Below are 21,745 nucleotides of genomic sequence, written 5' to 3' on the forward strand. Positions count from 1 at the left end.
GCAAGTAAACTATAAAGCTCTTATTAATTTCGGCTCGGTTCTCTCTAGCTTTCCGTCCAAATAATGATCTACAATATCATTATTAAAGGTATTATAAATCAGTCTTAGATGCTGTGGCATCCAATCGGCTGAAGTAAATAACTTTCCATTGGATTTCTGCGGAACCGCCTGAATAGCAGCGCCTTCTCTGACTAGCTGGAGGAGACGTATTAAATCCTCCGATGCTTGGATAACCGCTTTGCAGGCGACATCATGTATACCATCGCCTCGTTCCAATAGGGGGACAGAATGATGAATAATGTCTCCTCCATCCAGCTTTGAAGTCAAATTGTGAATGGTCATTCCTGCCCAGTTTGGCTTCAGGAAGTAGAACGGCCAGAACAAAGTCGTGTTTCCTCGATACCAGGGAGACAACCCACCATGGATATTCCAGGCGAACGCCGGCAAAATGTCCAAAATATCGTTATTGAGCTTATGAATACCATAGCTCACAACAACGTCCGGCTGGAGCTTTTGTATCCACTGCCTGGTTGAATCTTCATTGAGTTTTTTTTTGGAAATATGAAAAACCGGAATATCCCTGAAATAAGAATCATCCATATATTCAAAGAAATGTTCTTCACTTGCTTGACGGCTCAGGAAATGTCGTTCAAAGTTTTGCCGATCAATATTTGATAATTCGTGGCTGGGAACTGGCATGAATTCTTCACGAGTTTCAATCAATAATCCGGATAGTAAGTTTTCATCGTATAATTTTTTTGCGACGTACAGGTGTCGGGGATGTGACCCAGTGAGCAAAATCATTTTCACCCTAACTCTCTCCCTTTATCATGAAATGGTCCTCTCAGAATCTCTTTGTCAATAAGTTGTTTCACAAAGGGCATAAGCTCAGAAATACTGCATTTGCTTAATTCCGCAATATCCAGCAACGAATGTATACCATCTGAATAATTAAGCAGCATTAGAATAAGATTAAGCTGAGTTCGGCTATCCATAACTTCATTGGACGAAAAGGATCGTGTAGTGGGGGAGTTCATATCCGGATATAGCCCGTGCTTGTCAAGTTTGACTTCTCCATAAGGAAATCGATTGATATAATATCCTTCCGCTTCATTGATAAGCAGTAAAGTCTCTAGCTCATCGAGACTTTGCTGAAGTGCCTCGATCGTCATGGATTCTTTCGTATCTAACGAATTATGGTATCCTGGATAATTACCGTAAACGGTACGAGCCATCTGCCCAACTGGCAAATTAAAACCCGGCGAGCAGTACTGCCTTTCATCTGAACCAGATTTAGGGGTAAATGGTCTTGTTCTCCCCTCCCATTGACCAGAATCAACCATTTTTTTCCAAATTTGGTCAAGTGGATTCTCACCGGAACGCGACAATTTATAGCTTAATTTCTCTTGGCCACCCAAACAGGTTAATACTAAGCCTGCATGTGTACGTGCTTTCATTTGTTTGCCGAACCGATGTAAATAAGCTATGCTGCCGATTGTCTCAGGAACAAAGACGAAACGATAAGTAAATCGGCGATTTCTCCATTTTGAAATCCGGTTATATAAAAAGGCCGCTACTATTGGTCCGCTTAATTCGTTGTTTGCCATAGATGGATGACAAATATATGTGCTAATTAATATTTCCTGTTCACTTTCTCCCTGCAATATCGCATGAGCGTAATTCAATTCTCCCTTAATCATCTCGCTATCAATATAAGCATGATATTCGCCTTCAGGCAGCATCTCCAACTGGTGATGTGTAATACAGAATCCCCATCTGGGCTTATAGTAAGATGTTACATAAGGAATAGCGTCAGGCAGACGAGGAATGGAATGCAAATGTTCTTTTAGCTCGTATAATGTCAGATGTTTATCGATTGGCGTACTGTAATTGAGTACATGTAAATTATGCTTCTTGAAGTCCGCTATAATTTCACCATTCGGGCCCTTCAGCCATGCTTCTCGAATGACCCATTCCTTCGGAATCTCCCAATCAAATACTTGTTCTCCCGTAGAGACGGTAAATAATTCCAAAGGAAGCTGTTCCGACAGCAGAGAGATAGTGTCCCGCACACCCTGTCCTGTAATACTGCGGCAAATAGGAAAGAGTTGATCAAATAACCGATTCATTTCTGATAATTCTCGCTGTTTATCTACCATGAATACCCTCAACTTTCTATGCCGGTAAGTGATTTTTTAAAGAATGTTCCAAGACAACGGGGTTCCTTTTACCAGGTCTTGTTTGGCTTGTCTACCCATAATCTGATCCAGATATTTGGGAGGCAATCCGAGACCCGGTCGAATGGCACGCACATTTTTGTCCGTAAAGCTCTCTCCCGCTTTTATATCCTCTGCGATATATAAGGATCGGCGATGCTTCTTGGAAGCAAGTTCGGCGTCCGTAGCACCATACACGATTTCACCCATGGACTCCCAGGCTCTCTCTATCTCATGGGCTAATGCTTTGAATTCTTGAGGTTCTAGTGAGAATGCCGCATCCACGCCCCCCTCATCGCGAGATAAGGTAAAATGTTTCTCAATCACTGCAGCCCCTATAGCAACACTCGCCACAGCTGTACCAATACCCATTGTGTGGTCAGAAAGGCCAACTTGGCATTGGAATAAATGCTTCATGTGGGGAATAGTATTTAAGTTTGATTTAGCTGGCGTGGCTGGGTATGTACTTGTACATTTCAACAGCACGAGTTGGTCACAACCAGCCTCTCTAGCTGCACGTACCGTTTCATCCAGCTCAGCAATTGACGCCATTCCGGTCGATATAATTAATGGTTTTCCCGTAGCTGCTACTTTACGAATTAAAGGGAGATCCGTATTTTCGAAGGAAGCAATTTTGTATGCAGGTACTTCTAATGTTTCCAGAAACTCTACAGCCGTAAAGTCAAAAGGCGTACTGAATGCCAGCATCCCTCGTTCCTTACACCGGTCAAAAATTGGTTTGTGCCATTCCCAAGGTGTGTAGGCTTCCAGATAAAGCTTATAGAGAGACGTCCCTTGCCAAAGGTTATTGGCGTCGTTAATATAAAAATCACCATCATGAATATCTAATGTCATTGTGTCAGCTGTATAGGTTTGCAGCTTGAGGGCATCAGCGCCTGCGTCAGCGGCTGCATCCACAATTTCTAAAGCTCTTGCAAGCGACTGGTTATGATTACCAGACATCTCAGCGATCAAGAAAGGTTTATATTGCTCTCCTATGAAACGTTCAGCTATCTGAACGGCTTTAAACATATAATTATTCCCCCATAATAGCTTTAATGGCGAGGCTGTGTGCATTATCTCTCCGACTATCCGTCAATTTCAAGGCAAGGCGACTCATTTGTCGCAATTCTGATTGTGCATAGGCCGCATTAAGTAATATATCGGAATAAAGGCTGGAATTCTTTTGTTCATACCATCCTATATTCCAAACCGCTCCATAGGTCGCTGCTTTATGGACAGAATCAGATTGGTTATCCGCCACAATTGTAACCGCCGATGGCAAACCGAGATAACATCGCTCCCACATAGATATGCCCCCCGCACCAAGCGCAAAGTCAGCTCGGGCTATTAACTGAGCCATATTCTCAATTTGAATGTGCAGCGTAGTATCAGCAAGTAAAGTACAAAGTCTTTCAATATTTTCAATCTGTCCATTGGCTTGCCCAACGACAACATCAACCTTCAGCTTTAGTTTTCCAAGTTCTAAAAGTGATTCGAGAACTTTAGTGGTTTCATCCGTAGGGTCACTTCCCCCAAAAAAAACAAGCAGTCTGTGTAGTTCACCTGTCCTTAGACCGAGCTCTTTACGTTCATCATAAAAGGATGGACGAAGAAGAAGATATCTTGGGCCCAAGAGGAGACGGCAATGTTCAGGAACCAGACTGTCATATCTGGCTTCAGGAAGGTCATGGGCATTTTGATCGAGAAGCATATCTGCACAATGTCTGCGGTTGGCCAAATCGTCGATAATGAATAGTTTACGGACGGCCGGTTGAACGATTCGTTCCCATCTCTCATCAATCTCGTAATGATCCACAATTAACCAATCGGTGGCAATATCATCAGCAATAGCTTGAGCCGTAAAAAGTGCATCTGATTCATAGTTCAGTTCTGAAAGAGCATATGTCTCTCTAATAAGGCAGACCTGATATCCACGCTGTTTAATGTAATCAACCATATGCCCTTCCAGTGAACGACAGATAAAAGATATCTCGACCCCTTGTGCATTTAAATCATCTGCAATCGTAAGACAACGCATAACGTGACCCGTCCCGATAACAAAAGAAGCGTCCACACGAAAGACAACTTTTCGTGTCATACTCAGATCACCGGCTTTTGCTCAATATGAGCGTTTATACTTGCTACTTCGGGATGCTCAGTAAGATAGGCAATAATGTCGCGGGAAGGTGTATCCTTATGGCATGAAAAGACTTCAGCTACCGCTTGACATAACAAGTAGTCTTCATCTGTGTCAAGCGTGATGCGTAGTTCCGGATGTTGAATAGACTTCTCCGGATGAACAACTACAAGTTTAAAGTCTTTAGGATTTTCATATGCAAAATAAGTAACATGTTCCCTGTGTCTAGGCTCTTGACCAATCTCATGAATACGTTTCAGCGCACTAAAAGAAATGATTTCGATTGACAAGCCTCGTGGTAATTCCCCTTCTACTACAACCAAATCTGAGGGTTGCTCAAGTATAGCTTTCACTATCTTTTCTGCCAGATGGTAGTCCAGAAAAGGACAATCCGCTGTAACTCGAATAATATAATCAGGCTTGTAATTTTTTGCACATTCGTAATAACGTGATAGTACATCTTCCTCGGATCCGCGAAAATAGTCGACTTCATGATTACGGCACCATTCTTCGATCGGGTTATCCGAAGTAAGATAGGAGGTTGCTACAATCACATCCGAAATAAATGGAATCAATCTGCAACGCGTCACAACATAATCAAGCACCGTTGATTGACCAAGCGATTTGAGAACTTTTCCAGGAAGACGTGACGACCCCATTCTCGCTTGGATAATGACAATAATTTTCATGAGAATCTCCTGTCCTAGTTTTCTCAACTATCCACTCTGATCCACCGAACCAACTGGTCTAAAACTAACATACCATCCCACGGAATATCATAAGCATGGGCTTGCCCGATGGGAACAAAGCGTGAAACCCCACTAGAAGTAGAGGAATAAACAAGTGTTTGTAAGTCATGTTCATTCAGTTTATGTGAAACTGTTTGTATCGTCTCAGGAAAATAATTAGTCAGTTCTGTCCAATCAGAAGAAGGATATAAATGTAGAATTCGCATAGCATGTCCTGCTAATTTTTCAAGATGAGTATGTAAATGAAGAGTCCATTCCGTCCCTTGTGAAGTTATTACATTCTCACCTTTCATCCACGCAGCGGTACGATAGTCCAGCAGTTTGACAGCTTCACCCGCCTCAAGCGGTTTATAATAACTTTGCTCTGATATTTTTCTGTAAGCCTCTGTCAACTGCAGAGCAGCCTCCTCCAATTCAGCAAAATCACCCTTAACAATAAGGGCATGTGGCGAAGTACATGCCAACTGCTCAAAAAGAACAGAGTCACGTGCCAACTTCACCCAATCATCCTTACTCATAATAGTTGGATCAATAGCAGCACAGCTGAATTTTGGTCCGAACAAAAGGGTGACACCCTCCGGTTTACCCTGCAGAGCAGAAACTGATTGTACGGCTTCCAAGCCACCCCAAGCGATTCTTACATCACTGTATTTCGCGATCATCGCATTTGCTTCTACCCACTCACCTGGATAAGATACGACGAATACAGCCTCTGCAATCGTTTTACCCGCCGAACCTGTTTGAGATAGCGAACGCAAGAATGGCGTAATCCAATCTTCTTGGTTAGTACTTAATTTAACGATAGAAATATTCTTGGTTAGCACTGCTTGCAGCACAGAGATCAAGCTCAGGAGGGGCACATTGCCGGCTACCCAATGACCTACCACACCCTTTGGTACCGCCATCCCCCTGAATCCTCCAAGCTCGGAAATACGATCCATAGCAGTTTCACTTCGCAATCCCTTGACGATGAACTTACGAATAGAATCCGGATGGAGAAATGATAACAGATATGCAAGACCCGCATCACGATACTGATGATACATAGGATGGGATGGGAGTGCCCAGCTCTGATAAACGCCATAAAATGCATCAGTCATTTCTGTCGATGATAGTTCCCGAATAGCTTGTCCTCGCCGAATCGTCTCTTCAAGTGATTGACCAAACTTTTCTATTGGAATTGGACGAATTTCATCAAAGGAAGACTGGTGATGCTGAATTACCATCCTAACGTCACTCCTTCAATCGTTTCCAGTGGCCAAATCTCCGGCCAGGTTTCACTCATCTCTCCTGTTTTATTATCAAGATCGTAGTAAAGTGGCAAAACGGAATTTTCACCAAACAGCTGGTTTGTGCGGGTTTTCTCCAAATAGGAAAACTTATATTGCCGAGATATTCCGCTCCAGATTTCCGCATTGAAACGCATAAGGTAAGGCGCATCCTTATATGAAGCTTGTTCAGCAATAATAGTAGATCTGTTATCCAGCGAGGCATAGACCCGGGGGCATTGTTCCCATCGCCACGTCTCATAATTTGAATCAGTCCGTACCATAGATGAAATTCCTGTAGCCCTCTCATTTCCATTGGAAGTTTTCCATTCATAAACAGGTCCAGGCTTCCAACCCAAAAGAAGTTTGACAGGTGCCATTCGTTTATTTGGGAAACTCACAACCCTACTAAAACCCACTGACTTGACTGTATTCAAAGCATAACTTATCATAGCTGAGATATTAGGAACACGCCCTGCTGACTTGGAGAAGATGGCATCAACAGCAATACCTGTTCGGACATTATGAGTAAGCGGCATCTCAATAATACAGTAATGTGCGACGATGGCGCCTTGAGATAAACCTACCCAAGAAAAAACAGATGGTGCTTCTTTCTTCCACTCAAATAACTTTTTGTCAAACATTAATTCCCGCTCCTCGAAGAGCCTCTCTATGGCAACTATATCCGACGACTTATAAGGTTGAATGATCACATTAATTTCCCTTCGGCGTAAACATCTCCACAACCGCGAATCTCTGCTTTTGGAGCACGTCCAACAAAACGAAATGCTTTCCCCTTTCGTCCGCAGGGACAATTGTCAATATCAACAATTTGCCCCAGATCATCAGTGATGACAGAGTGATTAGGGCTGGATAACGGAAGCAAATATTGCAGTTGAATTAAGCCCGTCTGCCCGGTGGGCACCGATTTTAGAGTATGGGGATTCCTGATAATAACATCGGCATAGTAAGGAACATGCTTGTTCCCATATGGGCAATCCGGGTAAATAACTCCCGTTTGTTCCACAAGCCCATAGAAATCAATGACTTGTGATGAATCCAATGTCCAAACGGAAGAAATGCTTCGGTTAAAAGAGTCTTTATCGACAGCTAGACTTTGGAGCTTTTTCCATCCTCCGCTATGAATCAAGAAACTATTTTTACCAAAGCCTTCGAAAGTCTGACCAAATGATTTTAATTTCTCATGGGCCTGATACAAAATGTATGTAAATCCATACGCGATGAAATTCCCTGCCTCTCTAGAAGCTTTCACAGCTGCTTCTAGTTTCTCCTCATTCAGAACGAGCTGACCATCATGATAATCCATAACAAAGAAGAATTGGCTTGCATAGCCCATTAATGACATAATAGCCGCTCCACGAGCTGATAAAGTATTCTTTCCCTTAGCTGTTTCCATAGCATCAAAGATAATATACGGCCTTCGGTCAGTTCCCAAAAAACTATCGAAAATCATCTGGACCGATTTCTTCTGGCGTGAGGAAGTGACATCATCAACAAATATTTGCGATGGTATCCCAGTAGATGTGCTACTGGATTGAATAGCTTTCATTTTTGCAGATAACTCAGACGAATTAGAGCTTTTTAATTGAAATCGTTTGAAAATTGAAGTGGGTAAATAAGGGATATCCTCATTATTTATTGAATGGCATTCAATCCCTGCATGGCCGCTTCCATTTAAAAATCGATTATATTCCCGGCAACCGGTTCTATGCCAATCCACAAGCTCTCTCATAACTGATGTGAACCAATTCCTCTTTTCAAATTCTGCTAGTTCATATACGCCAATTTCATTAATAAAGGCTCCCGGAATTTCTTTATTCATAAAACCACGTCTCCAGCCATATCGCTATTTCTGTTCTTGTCCAAAAGACAGGGTTCGTACGAAAACAAGGATCTATTGCGATTGCCTGCACAACGGAATCTTTAGTTGAACGTTCAAGAGACAACGGATGGTAACTCCCTACGCTTTGCTGTACAGAACAATCTATCCATTCCAGCATGTCATCCAAACTGGAAAAATGAACCGAATGCGCAAACTGGGTTAGCTTCTCTTCCGCTTTCTCCCTATTTTTGCGAAGCACCCTGGAAAGTAAACGGGCACATGCTTCACCATGCCATTGGTTAGGCAGCTCAACTTGATGTGCCAAGGCGTGTACCAGTCCAACCGATGCTGCACTTTGCGCTTTTCCGGCACGCAAGCTATTCCACTGCACAGCAGATGCATCGAATTCTGATAATCCGCCTGATTTTATAAATTTATCAATAATATCTTTGCTGCTTCGAAAGGTCTCCAACGAATGAAATTTCGTCTGGGCCGTTGCAATAGGTGAAACTGCACTTTCCAGCGCATGGACCAACGTATCCCATAGCCCGTTCAGTAGAACCCGGCTGGGAGCATCATGAAGAAGTGTACCATCAAGTATAATTTTATTCGCTAGCAAATACGGAGCGTGAAGTGGTAGTTTAACACCATTCACGGTCAATACCGCTGTCTCGCTTGACTCACTTCCCGAACCAGCGGTAGAAGGTACTACTACGAGATAAAGGGGATTTGAAAGCTGCAGTTCCTTCATTATATTTTTAGAGAACCACATTGATCGGTTTTCCAGCTTGCACGTTCTAGCTGCCAGCTTTGCAAGATCGAGTACTTTACCACCGCCAACAGCAATAATCATGGTCGGATTCGTTGCCTCCACCCGCTGTTGCAGGGCCAGTAAAACTTGTTCACTTGCTTGACTAGCTTCAAACACCCGGTTTAACGGCAATTCTTTGGAGAGCTTATATCGAAGTGAAGGAGAAATCACCCATAAGGCATCCTGATATAAAGCGGATGATACATCATTGAGTAATCCACGCTGCTCTTCTATCTTTGGCCAACTTAGACCCTTCATAGTGTCTCTCCCTTCTCCCATATGCTGCGCGCTTCCACCCTTTTAGGTTTTCCACTGTCCGTCAAAGGAATTTCATTCCAAATCTGAAACTCACGAGGAATTTTATATAACTCGAGATCCCCTTTACACCACTTTTTGATATCAGCGAACAATTCCCGCTGGTTTTCCTGATAAGCTTCACAGACAATGACACCGACAATTTTTTCAAAAGTCAACGGATCCGCGACTCCAAACACGATACATTCTTTGACAAACGGATGTTTTTTTATGACTTGTTCCACTTCAATTGGATTAACTTTCATACCATCCACGTTAATTTGTTCTTTAATTCGACCCGTCACAAATAAAAAACCATCCTCATCAAACGCACCGATATCTCCAGTTGCAAACCATCCATCTTTCATAAAGCTTTGTGGTTCATTCAAATATCCCATCATAAGGTTTTTTCCGCTTATTTGTATTTCGTGCGTTGTGGAATCAACTCTGATTTGCACGCCTTCTGGAGATTGCCCAACGCTTCCTAACTTGTTATTATTTTTGCGATACGCGATAAAAGAAGTACGGCTCGCTTCTGTCAGGCCATAATACATATAAATGCGGACGTGGGGCAGAGAATCCAACAAGTCCTGAACAAGTTCACCTGAGATTGGTGATGTATTAATAATAATATAAGAAAGATTTTGGCAAGCCCTCAGGAATGCTTCACGATGGTAAGTTAAAAGCAGATAAATCATAGCGGGAGTTGCCGGAAACCCAGTGATTCCCTTATTTGCAATCAAATCAATAAACCTTTTTGGCTCCCGGAATGACGGGGTCAAATATAAACTCGACCCCAGGAGAATAGCACAATGTACATGTCCAAGCCCAAAAGAATGACTTAGCCTTAGCACAGTGGATTCGCAATTATACGGTCGCAGCTCCGCCCACTCCACGATTCTTTGAGTAGTAAAAACTATACTTTCATGTGATAACATAACTCCTTTGGGCCTACTAGTCGTTCCACTTGTGTACATAATAAGCGCACAATCTGATAGAGTTACTGAGATAGGCTCAGAAGCGTTTACTTCTACTTCATACACTGAACGTTCCGGAAAAGATACAAGAGGGACATTCAGAGCAGAAATCATCTGTTTCTGACGGCTCAAGAGGATTAATTGTGGCATAGCATCTTCAGTAATCCGTTCCAATGTTTGCGCCCGGATATCATAATCAACCGGTATAGCGGTGGCTCCCGCATACCAGCAAGCGAAGTAAGCAATCAGATACTCTATCTCGTTAGGAAAGCAAAGAATAATACGTTGTCCGCTCGTTACTTGATGTACTCTTGTTAAATAGCCTGCAAACAGAGATACTTCCAAAAAAAAATCAGAATATGACCAGTCACCATCGTCTGATCGGATAAATGTCTGACCAGGATGGCTTGCTGCCTGCCTTTTCAGCTGTTCCAAAATTGTCATTATACATCTATGCCCTTGGAGCGCAAATAGTTTTTAATATCACCAATCGTATGGATTTCCACCACTTCATCGACAGTCATGTGATGACCAAACTCCTGCTGAAGAGCCACAGCCATCGAAACTGTAGCCAAACTGTCCCAGCCCTCAATTTCATCTGGACCATTCTCATCTTTATAATCGTTCTCATCCATCATAAAAATATCCACCAACAAGTTTTTCAGCTTATTATTGCCATCGCTCATTATTTATTCCTCCAAAATTGGTATATAACTTTTATCGGCAAATATCGCCTTTTTATTCAGTAGTATGATGCTTTGTATTATAGCATAAGCATAATAGGAGTAAGAAGTACGCCATGCCTCTGTGGCGTCCTTCTTACTCCTATTCTTAGCTTTCAAATTCAGCTACACATTTCTCATAACGTGTCTTCAAATGTGTCCAATCTGAATTTAACAGTTCAAAAAGATAAACGTCATGGTAATGCCCTTCCTTGAAAATATGTCTCCGATAAGTGCCTACTTCTCTGCATCCTTGAACGAGGTGAATTTTTCTAACGTTCTCGTTCCCTTCCATAACTTCACCCATAATTTTAATAAAGTTAAGTTCTTCAAACACATAATGATACACATAGGGGGCTATCATGGCCCCAAATAATCTGGCACTGTCCTCGCCTATATAAAATGCCCAGCTGCACCGCCGATGAAACCAGTCAATTTCATTTAATGAAACCAGGCCAATAAGTTGATCACTCAATGAAATCAGCCAATACCGTTGTCTGGGATCATCTTTTATTCGATAAAACCATGCCCGGTGTTTCTCCATATCGTTTTCCACATCGGAAAACATGTATTTTGTAACTTCGGGCTTAATCCGCCAACTCAGCACCAGTTCAAGATGCTCTTCCCGTAGTTTAATAAAGCTCAGCATAATCAGTAGTCTCCTGGATAATTTGAAATTCAATATTTAATGATTTTTTGAATCGCTTTTTTTTGGGACCACTTTGTCTTCATACATTCCCAAACTCTATAAATCCAATCCAAGTTCTTCCCAACAATGATAAGATACATTAACAATGTCATGGCACCAAATAAACTGAATAAAGAGATCAGAACGTAAATCATAAAAATATCAAATCCCGGAATGATACCTTTCGATAGAAACCATTCCTTCCACTTGGCTCTCACTAGAGGTCCTTTTTTCATAAAGGGTAATACATAGAGATGAACGATCAGGATATCCAAATAAGGGGTAAAGAAAAATAAAATTTTCAGCCATAACTCCGCTTCAACACCAAGTGCTACACCTAAAAACACAGAAAAGCGAACCACTTGATCCGTGATTCGATCAAATTTTGCACCAAAGGGGCTTTTCCTATTGGTTAGCCTGGCAAGATTCCCATCAACCAAATCCAAGTGATAGTGAAGCTGTAAAATAATCGCACCCCACACCCAGTGCCCTAAATAAAAAAAAGCCGCGGCGACAATTCCAAAAATCCCCGATAAAAATGTTACCATGTTCGGAGTTAACCGGAAAAGGATGGAGAGTCTCGTCAATATTGGAGTGGTGGTGAGAAGAACAAAATAATTGGTTATATATTCAAATTTTCTTTCCGTATGGGCTACGTAGCGTTTTTTAAAGCTTGTATTGTCCATTGACATGCCCACTTTGCCCCCTCAATCTGCTAGCTCAATTGTCAATGTTTTTTCTTAAGCATTTCATGAATTTTTCCATTTTCACTATGCTATTCTGTGTTCGTCCTGTCGTATCGAGGGTAGCTTCAATATGTCCCCAATCCTCCCATGTCAACCCATAATGCCTGAAATCGCTGGATATTCCGATACGTGCCATTATTTCACGAAGTTGCAGAGCAGGGTTACTTCCGAAAATATTCTCCATTGCTCTATCGACAACTTCACTTAGACCCGTAACAGCATCGATAATTACCGGTAACGTAAAACTGCTGGCAATCCCATGAGGGACACCCTTATTCAAAGTCATATAATATGACATGGCATGCGCAATCGATGTCTGAGTATTCGAAAATGCCAGGGCCGCATTCATAGAGGATAACATCATTTGTCTTCTATATTCTATATTCCGCAAATCATTTACCAGAAGCGGTAATGTTTCAGTAATTCCGATAGCCGCAGTAATGGCATATTGAATCGTTATCGGATTTGCTTTTACATTCCAAATAGACTCCAATGCGTGAGACAAAGCATCCATACCGGATTGAATAGTAACTTCCCTAGAAACCGAATATGTCAGTTCCGGATCACAAATACAGCTGTGATACCATGTATCCTTCAGAAACAAAGAATATTTACGTTTCTCTTCATCGTCCCACACCGTTGCCCATGGCGTTAACTCGCTTCCTGAACCAGCCGTTGTGGGAATTGCGATCATAGGCGTTATGGAGTAATCATGTTCAGAGCAGGGGGCATTTTTCACCAGTTTTTCTACCTTAGAAAATACGGGTTGTGGATGTCTTACCGATAGCACCTTGGCACTATCCATCACGCTGCCTCCACCTAAAGCTATAATGAGTTCATAATCCATAAGCAGTGATTCCAAATACAGATGTTTCAATTGCGCTAAAGTAGGATTCGGCATCACACTATCAATTACATACTTTATACCAGAGTATTTGGAACACAGCCTATCCACTACTCCACGACATCTAAAACCTGGTGTCGTTATAAGCAAGACTGTACGATCACCAATAATTGCTTCAAGCTCATTAATTGCACCTTCACCAAAGGTAATCCGCACTGGATTATGATATTGAAAATTAATCAGCTGGGAACAGCTCCTTTGCCCGCTCGTAATCGTCCAGAAAATCAATTTCAATCCATTTTCGGGAATGCGTCGCACTGCACTTGATTTGATGACCTTCCCGTGCCATTTTGGTAAAAGCAAATGTATCATAATAGTTGAGGCCTTGGTTATACAATATATGCTCTATACTTTCAAAAACAGGGACAGGGTTGCGGACAAAGGCAATCCCTGTCCACTCTCCCAGACTTTCTTCGAAAGGAATGTTTTTATCCGACATCAGCAACATTCCACTTCCGTTTGCCTTTACTTTCATAGCTTCTTCATCTACACTACCCATATCCGTGACTAAATCTAAATCATAACCGTGAGCCTTATATTCCTTTAAGGCTAATTCTAAAAGGCTGTACTCATAAATAATATCACCATGCAAATAAATAAACTCATCTTCCCCAACAAATGATTTTGCATGCCATAGCGAACCCATGTTGTTACATTCCTTATAAAAGGGGTTGAATATGTAATAAATATCCGGCCCCAATGCCTCTTTAATCTGATCTTTTCTATAGCCCACAACAACGGCGATATCCGTTATGCCAATGGAATGAAGTGCCTCTATGGAACGTTCAAGCAATAATTGCCCATTAATCTCTAGAAGCCCTTTTGGATAATCTAACGTAAGTGGATACAGCCTGCTGGACAATCCTGCTGCGACAATAACCGCCTTTTTCACCATGAAGACCTCCGCAGATTTTAATTGACTATCCATTCCATCAAACGCTCTTTTACCTCATACGGCTTAACTTTTGGCCGGCCCAAATTATTTTTGATTCCCTGACTCGTTCTAATGTAACCGAAAGTCAGCTTCTGTTCAGACTTCCAACTATTCAATTGCTCCTTTAATTCATTCAAATCATGCAAATGAACTACATTGTCATAGCCAGCTGATGCAGCTAAACCTACAAAATCGACAATATTGGAAACAGTGGACTGCCCGCCTGTTGATTCATGGGCATTATTGTCCAGTAATAAGTGAAACAGATTAGATGGGCTGTAATAACTGTTCGTCGCCATAGAACCCATTCGCATGAGCAATGAGCCATCTCCATCGATGCAAACAATCTGCTTATCCGGTCTTGCCAATGCCATTCCTAAAGAAAATGCACCTATACAACCCATAGAGCCGACCATATAAAATTGATTGGATTCATCGGATAATTCATACAGTTCTCTTCCAGTAACGCCTGTTGTTGCCATTAATATCAAATTGGAATCACTTAATTGCTGGAGAGTAGAGAGAACCTCAATTCGTCTTGGTAATTGGTTCGTCCCTGTCATCTTTTTTATATCATGAAATCTTGTTTCCTTCTCAGGTTGTTCTTTAAGTTTAACAGATTCAAATCTCCCTTGACGCACAACAAAAAAGAAGGACCGCTTCCCTTCTATAACTTTATTCGCTTCCCTTAATTGATCTTCTGCATCATTAATGTCATCCGACAAATATGCCCATTCAATACGCATAACGTCCAGCAGATCTGTCGTTATAACTCCCATCAGCTCATGCTGGGGCTCATCCTGCAGCCCTTGTTCTCCCCGCAAACTAACAAAACCAAGCACAGGAATTTGAAATGTGTAGTTCAGAGAGGTAAGGGGAGATACAGCGTTGGTTAAGCCGGAGTTTTGACAGAGGAAGACAGACTTTCTGCCTCCAAGGTAAGCTCCTGCACAGGTAGCGACTGCATCCCCTTCATTAGCTGCCATTACATAGTCACACTCGTTAATAGCATAATTTATTAAATTTTTGAGAAAAGAACAGGGGACACCGGAATAAAAATCAAATCCGGCTTGCTTCAACAATTCTCCAAATTGGTATGTATTAATGGACATATAATTCTCCTGCCTTTTGGAGGTCGATCACATTATCCACGTCTAGCCAAGAACCCTTTATATATAAAATATTTACAGGGTGAACGTCAATTATTGCATTAAGCAGATCACTCATTCTCATTTGAGGAAACTGCTGATTGGCTGATAGCTCTTCTAAAACGTTCTTAACTATGGCTGCTCCTTGCTCATTTACTTTCCACAATCCTATGAACTCTCCATCCAGCTGTTGAGCCGAAATTGTATTGCTCATGACTTCAAGTTTAATAGATTCATTAAAAACGCTTTTGGTATATTTTTTGTCGGCTTTAACATAATCACAATAATCTCCTTCAACAACTTGACTATCGGCATCAACTACTATGGTGATAGCATCATCTGTATTCAATAACTCGTGCAGTACATATGGTTTAAAAATAATATCACCATAACTGATAATTGTATTCTCCTTTAATTCTTCTTTAGCCGTCCACAATGAATATAATTCTTTAGTGATAGCATAGTTGTCGTTATCGATTGTCTTCAGGTTTCCACCTTGTATCTGATCTTTGCCGAAGCCGCGCACTACAGCAATCTCTTTAATCCCTGCGTGGTTGAATTCACTCACCTGCGTGTGCAAAAGTGTCTTTCCATTGACTTTCAATAAGGCTTTAGGCATGTTCTCAGTCAATTCAACAAGATCCTCACCTTGAGAAGCAGCCAGTATTATCGCATTAACATCCTTTCCGTTTGTTGGTAAATATTTTTTCTCAGCCAACTTTAACTCATCCGCTCCCTGAATCCGAAAAATCTCTGCAACCGTAGCCACTTGACCTTCTACATTCACCAAGCTTTGGTCTCTATAAATAGTATTGACCGTTGCCTGCATAGCTGTAATGGCTGTACGCACATTGTGATTTGCCCATATTGCCATGCTGATTTGCAGTTCCCGGAATCGATCAGTTGGTGTAGAGTAATATTTAGTTGGTACGATAACCAGCGGATGGCGATTTCCCCACTCTGCACAAAATGCTTCAATATCAGAAGGATTTGACTTTTTGCTGTGTACAAGAATCGCATCCGCCCCTGCCTCCCGGTAAGCTTCTCCTCTACGAAGGGCTTCTTCCAACCCCCAACCTGCAATAAAAGCTTCCAATCTGGCGACTACAACAAAATCATCATCCTTCTGTTCGTCCTTAGCAGCTTTAATTTTGCCGCAGAATTCATCGATCTCCGCTAAAGGTTGGGCTTCTCCATTAATGAATGAATTCGTTTTAGGGAACAGTTTATCTTCAATACAAACCCCTGCAATATTTCGTTGTTCTAATTTACGAACCAAACGCCTCATGTTATTAAAATTTCCATATCCGGTATCGCCATCTAACAGGATCGGTATAGTTGTTGAATCACTCATGAATTCCAAGACTTCGAGTACCTGTGTCCATGAGGCTTCATTATTATCTCTCACACCTAGCGCTGCCGATATAGAGAGACCACTTCCCCAAATCCCCTTGAAGCCGGCCTCCTCAACGATTTTAGCGGACAACCCATTGTGGGCTTCCATAATAAATTCTAGTTCGTTTGACTGGATCATTTTCTTGAGCTGCGTTGACTTATTCATTGTGTAGTCTCCTCTGATCTCATCTTATATAAAAATTATTTATAAATATTGGGTAAAAAAATGAGGAGAAAGTCCATTACAGTAGTTAGTAAATTCCTCAAACCCCATGCTATCTAGTTGGTTTGCAATATCCTTGTAATACATGCTTGAAATTAATATATAAATTGATTCTTTATTTTCTTTTTTTAACTCATCAGGATTTAATATAGGAAGATTCCATTTTAATGTATTCCACTTCCTAATATCATTATCCACTAAATACGAAACAGGAATCTCCAGTAATTCACATAAACTAAAAACAGTTTCAGAAAAATTTCCTGTTCCAAAAATAATTATCTGATTTTCCCGTGTTAATTCTCCATTTACATTTTTTTTAATTAAATTTAATGTCCTTAATAAACTTTCTTTATTCACTTTCTCCTTGTTTCTTGATATCTCCTCCATAATTATCATTAAACGGTACCGTGTAACAGCCTCATTTATTTCAGAATTATATTTATTCTCAAAGTATCTATCAAAATTTTCTAGCATTCTGATTTTTTCTTTTAAATAGAAAACTTTGTGTTCCCTATGTTTTAGTGACCATATACCCTTTGAATGTATTCTGTAAGCGCTCATTTCCTTGTCGATGAATCCAATATTTCCATACTGGGCATTCAATATATGTAATGGTCTATCACCTATAGGCAGATTGTAATACCATTCTGGAAATTCCTTTATTAGTCCTGTACGAAACATTACAGAAGATGTGGCCATAAAGTAATCATTAAATAAATCTACTATTGTCAATTTTGCTACAGAAGTGTGTGGAGGCGCATAAAAATGAGGAAAGCTATTATCTTCATAAAACACTCTAGCACGAGTAAAACATATAGATAAATCAAGATTTTTTTCTAATAAATCTACCTGCTTTCCAAGCTTATATGGCGAAGTCCAGTAATCATCACCATCTAATATTGCTGTAAATTTACCAGAGCACACTTTAATAATTTGAGAAAAATTACTCATCGCTCCTATATTGTGACCATTATAAATTAAACGGATCTTATCAGGATATCTTAATTGGTAATCATTTAATATTGTTCTTGTAGTATCTGTTGAACAATCATCTGCAATCACAAGTTCAAAATCGAAATCTGTTATTTGCATCAACACACTCTCTATCGCTTGAGCAATATACTTATCATGATTAAAAGTAACTATAAATATACTTACTTTTACCATTGGCATGCTTTATCATCGCCTTTCCAAAACTTAGCGCAAAATTCCTTTTATTAAGTAACAAATATGTTCAACATCACTTTCCTCTAATGCACCATAATATGGGAGACAAAGAATCTCTTTTGATGCCTTTACTGCAACTGGTAAATTCGAATCCGCGGAAGATGGTAAATGAGAATAACATTCATACTGGCTGCATAATGGATAAAAATATTTTCTAGAAAAAACATTATATTTCTTAAGTTCATTATATACATAGTCTCTTGTACTACTAGAATGTTGCCCTTCAATTTTTATTGGGAAATACTGATAACTATTCTTAAGATTATTTGTTAATGATTCCACAATAGATATGTTGTCGATATCTGTTAAGTTTTCTTTGTAAATATCGGAAATCTTTTTTCGTTTTTCCTGCTCTTCTTTTACCATATCAAGCACCAATAGCCCAATGGCACTCTGAACTTCATTCAATTTTCCATTTAATCCTGGCAGGATAACTTCATCCTCATTCTGTATGCCAAAATTTTTTAAAAGATTCAATTTATTGCTTCGCGCAGCATGATCACTATTAAGGGTTAAAGCACCACCTTCAATACTATGAAAAAGTTTTGTTGCATGAAAACTAAACATTGTAATATCCCCATAATTTCCAATACCTACACCATTAATTTCTGTTCCAAAGGAATGAGCACCATCATAAATTATTTTCAAATTATATTTATCCGCTATTTTTTGAATCTCTATAACATCACAAGGGTTTCCATACACATGTACTCCAAGAATAGCAGATGTTTTCTCGGTTATTGCATCTTCAATTTTTTGAGGATCTAAAGTTAAATCAGTTGAATTAATATCACAGAATACAGGTTTAAGGTTATTCCATGTTAAAGAATGGGGTGTTGCTGCAAAAGTAAACGGAGTTGTAATTACTTCACCTTTAAGATCTAGTAATTTACAAGCCATCACTAATGCAAGGGTTCCATTATTAAACAATGAAAGATTTCCCACATTCAAAAAATTGATCAGTTTATGCTCTAGCATAGAATGTTGCTTTCCCATGTTAGTGAGTTGTTTAGAACCCCATACCTCAAATAATTTATCTTGTACCCTGTTTAAATCTGGCAGCAGTGGTCTTGTCACATAGATCGGTTGTGCAAAACTCTTTATCCCGTTTATCATACTTTCTAGCCTCACTTAATATAATTAATTCACTTGGTTATAATAACTGATCCCCCGCTATCACTCACAGGAACAAAACTAATTTTTTTTTGTTTACAATAATCTCTAATTGCAGACTTAACACCTTTAAATATACTATTATTATAATCGTGAATAAGAATATACCCTCCCTCGGATAATCGAGGATAAAAAAATTTTAATCCTTCCAAAATAGGAGTATATAAATCCGTATCAATGCTAACTAGTGAGAATGTTTCTTCTATATCATGACTAGTATCGGGAAAATATCCTTTTTTTATAATACATTGATCCGGAAAATCCATTCGCGATAGAACGATATTAGTTCCAGTATCCGAAAAATTATTTGTTTTTACAGAAATATAATTATTGTTAATATCCTGCTCTAGGTCGTTAAAATTAAACCCCTCAAATGTGTCAAATAAGAATAATTTTCTATCGGGAAACAGACGATTAATGAATTTCGCAAAATCTCCTTTATATACACCAAGTTCGGTAACATTTCCTGGAATAGAGTTATCTCTAATTTCACTTGCAAGCAACTCTAAAGTTGATAATCGAATATAGTCATTTGACTCATCCTCCATACTGATTAGTCTTTCTCTTCCAAGCAAATTCATATTGCACAAATAAAGAGATTCCATTTTTTTATTAAAAAACAATTCAGTTTTGTCCCAATTTGTTATTGCAGTGAGCTCCGAATTAACAGCTTTTTGTACATTATAGAAGACTCTAGACTCGCTAATCTTAAATCCAATTACGTTAGACAATGCTATTCCTAGATTAGATAACTGCGCTATCATTGCATCATAGTTTCCACTTGCTAGTAATATATAATCATATTTATTGTTAGTTACATCCTCTAGAGAGATAACTCTTACTCCATCAATGAAAGTGTTCTTCATTTCGGGGTCGCTATGAATAAACCCCACTACCTCTGCTTTTTCATTGTCAATATATGCTTTTATTAAACTCCACAATCCGCCAGTACCAAAAATAACCAGTTTGTACTTAGAAATAGTATTCATTATCCGTGCACTCCCCACACATAGCTACGGCTTCTTATTTTGAGAAGCGCCTCCAAATCAAGCATATATTTACGCGCACTAATTATGTTACCGTTTCGTTCATTAATTTTTTCAGAAAGCCTATCTTTTAATGCATAAAAGTTATCTAATATGTAGTTGACTTGATCTTGCTGCATAATTTTTTTGAAGTGAGTGTGCGAAGCGCCGCGATTATTGAAAAGCAGTTCCCCATTAGGCTTCATATCAAAAAAGCTCAATAAATTAGAATGGTTAGTCGGGTCGAGCCTGTAAGCGTATAATTCCATTCCAAAATCACTCACCATAAGATGATAATCTTTATTGGTTACTGCAAAAGATTTATTAATTCCTCCGGAATTTCTTTCACTTAATTGATTTGCAAACATATTACGGCTATATACATAATCATTACTATTCGAGAGAATGTTAACCCCCGAAAATGAATTCCTATTAGGTTCATTCAAACCTAATAAATGTAGAATTGTTTGTTTCATATCGGTTAATTGAGTCAGTTTCTTTTCAATGCCGCTTGGTTCCCCTGGTCTATAGATAAAAGCTGGAGTTCTTATTAAATTAGTATACGGCTCGATGCCGTGGCAAAAACCACTATTTAATGAATGCGTCCATAACTCATCTCCATGATCTCCAAATCCTACAATGATAGTGTCATCCAGCATTTGATTGTTTTTCAATATATCTAGAACTACTTCGATTGTTTGGTCTATTCTTTTATAGCCCTTGCTCCTTCTTTCATGAAAATTACTGCCGGCTGCCTTATATTCGTCACTATAATATATATGGCCTAATTCATTCCAAATGTATAATGCTTTAGGTTGGTCAGACGTTTTTACAAACTCATTAATATGTTCTATTGCGTTGGAGAATGTGTCTTTCCAGATAAATTGTTCATTCTGGTTATTTTTACTCCACAATCCAAACCTTTTTATATCATCTCTCCAGATCTTTGGAAAACCTATTCCTAATGTTTGATAGTTATGTTCCCTTAAAAGATCAAATAAGTTAGATTCATAACCTACTGGCCCTACAAATTCATCAAAACTTGGAGAGTTATCTAGTTCACGATCATTCCCATACAGAAAATCAGTGAGAGCCATTAAAGATGATGTAGCAGTAGTGAAAAAATTTTCTAACACTAATGATTGACTTTGTATTTTCCCCAAAGCTGCAAACTGCCCCCTCTCCTGGTTGAGTATCTCATTAGAGAGGCTTTCCAAATGAATGACTACGAGATTCTTAGGCTTACTATTTAACATCTTATA

Annotated in this window: 21 protein-coding genes; all 21 read right to left on the reverse strand. The window is 39.7% G+C overall.

The genetic code is table 11. The annotated features are described in order from the left end of the window. Positions 1–9 precede the first annotated feature (9 nt). The 21 genes from AC0YOA_RS23635 to AC0YOA_RS23735 all read right to left on the reverse strand — a co-directional run bounded on the left by AC0YOA_RS23635 (position 10) and on the right by AC0YOA_RS23735 (position 21,739). Positions 10–804 carry a formyltransferase family protein gene (locus AC0YOA_RS23635; protein ID WP_475788981.1) on the reverse strand — a complete coding sequence of 265 codons (795 nt, stop codon included), beginning with the start codon at positions 802–804 and terminating at the stop codon, positions 10–12. Positions 805–806: 2 nt separating this feature from the next. Further along, positions 807–2,159 carry a DUF4910 domain-containing protein gene (locus AC0YOA_RS23640; RefSeq protein WP_475788732.1) on the reverse strand — a complete coding sequence of 451 codons (1,353 nt, stop codon included), beginning with the start codon at positions 2,157–2,159 and terminating at the stop codon, positions 807–809. 36 nt (positions 2,160–2,195) lie between these two features. Next, positions 2,196–3,248: a pseudaminic acid synthase gene (gene pseI, locus AC0YOA_RS23645; RefSeq protein ID WP_475788733.1), complete on the reverse strand. Its 1,053-nt coding sequence runs from the start codon at positions 3,246–3,248 to the stop codon at positions 2,196–2,198. Between the two features lie 4 nt (positions 3,249–3,252). Then, the gene (gene pseG / locus AC0YOA_RS23650; RefSeq protein ID WP_475788734.1) at positions 3,253–4,317 is read right to left on the reverse strand and encodes a UDP-2,4-diacetamido-2,4,6-trideoxy-beta-L-altropyranose hydrolase; all 1,065 of its coding nucleotides are present in this window, start codon (positions 4,315–4,317) and stop codon (positions 3,253–3,255) included. A gap of 2 nt (positions 4,318–4,319) precedes the next feature. After that, positions 4,320–5,045 carry a cytidylyltransferase domain-containing protein gene (locus AC0YOA_RS23655; protein ID WP_475788735.1) on the reverse strand — a complete coding sequence of 242 codons (726 nt, stop codon included), beginning with the start codon at positions 5,043–5,045 and terminating at the stop codon, positions 4,320–4,322. Positions 5,046–5,068: 23 nt separating this feature from the next. Further along, positions 5,069–6,331 carry an acyl-CoA reductase gene (locus AC0YOA_RS23660; RefSeq protein ID WP_475788736.1) on the reverse strand — a complete coding sequence of 421 codons (1,263 nt, stop codon included), beginning with the start codon at positions 6,329–6,331 and terminating at the stop codon, positions 5,069–5,071. After that, positions 6,325–7,017 carry a hypothetical protein gene (locus AC0YOA_RS23665; RefSeq protein ID WP_475788737.1) on the reverse strand — a complete coding sequence of 231 codons (693 nt, stop codon included), beginning with the start codon at positions 7,015–7,017 and terminating at the stop codon, positions 6,325–6,327. Before AC0YOA_RS23665 ends, AC0YOA_RS23660 begins: the two co-directional genes overlap by 7 nt. A gap of 65 nt (positions 7,018–7,082) precedes the next feature. Then, positions 7,083–8,216: a LuxE/PaaK family acyltransferase gene (locus AC0YOA_RS23670; RefSeq protein WP_475788738.1), complete on the reverse strand. Its 1,134-nt coding sequence runs from the start codon at positions 8,214–8,216 to the stop codon at positions 7,083–7,085. Continuing rightward, the gene (locus AC0YOA_RS23675; RefSeq protein WP_475788739.1) at positions 8,209–9,285 is read right to left on the reverse strand and encodes an iron-containing alcohol dehydrogenase; all 1,077 of its coding nucleotides are present in this window, start codon (positions 9,283–9,285) and stop codon (positions 8,209–8,211) included. Before AC0YOA_RS23675 ends, AC0YOA_RS23670 begins: the two co-directional genes overlap by 8 nt. Next, a complete protein-coding gene (locus AC0YOA_RS23680; protein WP_475788740.1) occupies positions 9,282–10,742 on the reverse strand; it encodes a class I adenylate-forming enzyme family protein in 1,461 nt (486 codons plus the stop codon). The genes AC0YOA_RS23675 and AC0YOA_RS23680 overlap by 4 nt, the downstream gene beginning before the upstream one ends. Then, on the reverse strand, positions 10,742–10,984 hold the full coding sequence (locus AC0YOA_RS23685) for an acyl carrier protein (protein ID WP_475788741.1): 243 nt from the start codon (positions 10,982–10,984) through the stop codon (positions 10,742–10,744). Before AC0YOA_RS23685 ends, AC0YOA_RS23680 begins: the two co-directional genes overlap by 1 nt. 145 nt (positions 10,985–11,129) lie before the next feature. Then, positions 11,130–11,669, reverse strand: coding sequence for a UDP-4-amino-4,6-dideoxy-N-acetyl-beta-L-altrosamine N-acetyltransferase (pseH, locus tag AC0YOA_RS23690; protein WP_475788742.1), 540 nt, complete (start codon positions 11,667–11,669; stop codon positions 11,130–11,132). A 29-nt stretch (positions 11,670–11,698) separates the two neighbouring features. After that, a complete protein-coding gene (locus AC0YOA_RS23695) occupies positions 11,699–12,400 on the reverse strand; it encodes a CDP-alcohol phosphatidyltransferase family protein (RefSeq protein WP_475788743.1) in 702 nt (233 codons plus the stop codon). Positions 12,401–12,428: 28 nt separating this feature from the next. Next, a complete protein-coding gene (locus AC0YOA_RS23700) occupies positions 12,429–13,586 on the reverse strand; it encodes a phosphonoacetaldehyde reductase (RefSeq protein ID WP_475788744.1) in 1,158 nt (385 codons plus the stop codon). Next, positions 13,534–14,253, reverse strand: a complete 720-nt coding sequence (locus AC0YOA_RS23705; protein ID WP_475788745.1) for a phosphocholine cytidylyltransferase family protein — start codon at positions 14,251–14,253, stop codon at positions 13,534–13,536. The genes AC0YOA_RS23700 and AC0YOA_RS23705 overlap by 53 nt, the downstream gene beginning before the upstream one ends. 17 nt (positions 14,254–14,270) lie before the next feature. Next, the gene (gene aepY / locus AC0YOA_RS23710) at positions 14,271–15,404 is read right to left on the reverse strand and encodes a phosphonopyruvate decarboxylase (protein ID WP_475788746.1); all 1,134 of its coding nucleotides are present in this window, start codon (positions 15,402–15,404) and stop codon (positions 14,271–14,273) included. Then, positions 15,394–17,001 carry a phosphoenolpyruvate mutase gene (gene aepX / locus AC0YOA_RS23715; RefSeq protein ID WP_475788747.1) on the reverse strand — a complete coding sequence of 536 codons (1,608 nt, stop codon included), beginning with the start codon at positions 16,999–17,001 and terminating at the stop codon, positions 15,394–15,396. The genes aepY and aepX overlap by 11 nt, the downstream gene beginning before the upstream one ends. A gap of 39 nt (positions 17,002–17,040) precedes the next feature. Next, a complete protein-coding gene (locus AC0YOA_RS23720) occupies positions 17,041–18,231 on the reverse strand; it encodes a glycosyltransferase (RefSeq protein WP_475788748.1) in 1,191 nt (396 codons plus the stop codon). A 24-nt stretch (positions 18,232–18,255) separates the two neighbouring features. After that, complete coding sequence (locus AC0YOA_RS23725) at positions 18,256–19,401, reverse strand: DegT/DnrJ/EryC1/StrS family aminotransferase (RefSeq protein WP_475788749.1); 1,146 nt, start codon at positions 19,399–19,401, stop codon at positions 18,256–18,258. Positions 19,402–19,430: 29 nt separating this feature from the next. Next, positions 19,431–20,447, reverse strand: a complete 1,017-nt coding sequence (locus tag AC0YOA_RS23730; RefSeq protein WP_475788750.1) for a TylF/MycF/NovP-related O-methyltransferase — start codon at positions 20,445–20,447, stop codon at positions 19,431–19,433. Next, the gene (locus AC0YOA_RS23735) at positions 20,447–21,739 is read right to left on the reverse strand and encodes a sulfatase-like hydrolase/transferase (RefSeq protein ID WP_475788751.1); all 1,293 of its coding nucleotides are present in this window, start codon (positions 21,737–21,739) and stop codon (positions 20,447–20,449) included. The genes AC0YOA_RS23730 and AC0YOA_RS23735 overlap by 1 nt, the downstream gene beginning before the upstream one ends. Positions 21,740–21,745 lie beyond the last annotated feature (6 nt).

The organism is Paenibacillus sp. JT22N12, assembly GCF_056269365.1.

Excerpts from the sequence above, each read along its gene's own strand:
- aepX (WP_475788747.1), bottom strand. The coding sequence starts at position 17,001 with ATGAATAAGTCAACGCAGCTCAAGAAAATGATCCAGTCAAACGAACTA.
- AC0YOA_RS23655 (WP_475788735.1), bottom strand. The coding sequence starts at position 5,045 with ATGAAAATTATTGTCATTATCCAAGCGAGAATGGGGTCGTCACGTCTT.
- AC0YOA_RS23695 (WP_475788743.1), bottom strand. The coding sequence starts at position 12,400 with ATGTCAATGGACAATACAAGCTTTAAAAAACGCTACGTAGCCCATACG.
- pseG (WP_475788734.1), bottom strand. The coding sequence starts at position 4,317 with ATGACACGAAAAGTTGTCTTTCGTGTGGACGCTTCTTTTGTTATCGGG.
- AC0YOA_RS23720 (WP_475788748.1), bottom strand. The coding sequence starts at position 18,231 with ATGCCAATGGTAAAAGTAAGTATATTTATAGTTACTTTTAATCATGAT.
- AC0YOA_RS23665 (WP_475788737.1), bottom strand. The coding sequence starts at position 7,017 with ATGTTTGACAAAAAGTTATTTGAGTGGAAGAAAGAAGCACCATCTGTT.
- AC0YOA_RS23640 (WP_475788732.1), bottom strand. The coding sequence starts at position 2,159 with ATGGTAGATAAACAGCGAGAATTATCAGAAATGAATCGGTTATTTGAT.
- AC0YOA_RS23705 (WP_475788745.1), bottom strand. The coding sequence starts at position 14,253 with ATGGTGAAAAAGGCGGTTATTGTCGCAGCAGGATTGTCCAGCAGGCTG.
- AC0YOA_RS23680 (WP_475788740.1), bottom strand. The coding sequence starts at position 10,742 with ATGACAATTTTGGAACAGCTGAAAAGGCAGGCAGCAAGCCATCCTGGT.
- pseI (WP_475788733.1), bottom strand. The coding sequence starts at position 3,248 with ATGTTTAAAGCCGTTCAGATAGCTGAACGTTTCATAGGAGAGCAATAT.
- aepY (WP_475788746.1), bottom strand. The coding sequence starts at position 15,404 with ATGTCCATTAATACATACCAATTTGGAGAATTGTTGAAGCAAGCCGGA.
- AC0YOA_RS23660 (WP_475788736.1), bottom strand. The coding sequence starts at position 6,331 with ATGGTAATTCAGCATCACCAGTCTTCCTTTGATGAAATTCGTCCAATT.
- AC0YOA_RS23725 (WP_475788749.1), bottom strand. The coding sequence starts at position 19,401 with ATGATAAACGGGATAAAGAGTTTTGCACAACCGATCTATGTGACAAGA.
- AC0YOA_RS23685 (WP_475788741.1), bottom strand. The coding sequence starts at position 10,984 with ATGAGCGATGGCAATAATAAGCTGAAAAACTTGTTGGTGGATATTTTT.
- pseH (WP_475788742.1), bottom strand. The coding sequence starts at position 11,669 with ATGCTGAGCTTTATTAAACTACGGGAAGAGCATCTTGAACTGGTGCTG.
- AC0YOA_RS23675 (WP_475788739.1), bottom strand. The coding sequence starts at position 9,285 with ATGAAGGGTCTAAGTTGGCCAAAGATAGAAGAGCAGCGTGGATTACTC.
- AC0YOA_RS23730 (WP_475788750.1), bottom strand. The coding sequence starts at position 20,447 with ATGAATACTATTTCTAAGTACAAACTGGTTATTTTTGGTACTGGCGGA.
- AC0YOA_RS23635 (WP_475788981.1), bottom strand. The coding sequence starts at position 804 with ATGATTTTGCTCACTGGGTCACATCCCCGACACCTGTACGTCGCAAAA.
- AC0YOA_RS23670 (WP_475788738.1), bottom strand. The coding sequence starts at position 8,216 with ATGAATAAAGAAATTCCGGGAGCCTTTATTAATGAAATTGGCGTATAT.
- AC0YOA_RS23735 (WP_475788751.1), bottom strand. The coding sequence starts at position 21,739 with ATGTTAAATAGTAAGCCTAAGAATCTCGTAGTCATTCATTTGGAAAGC.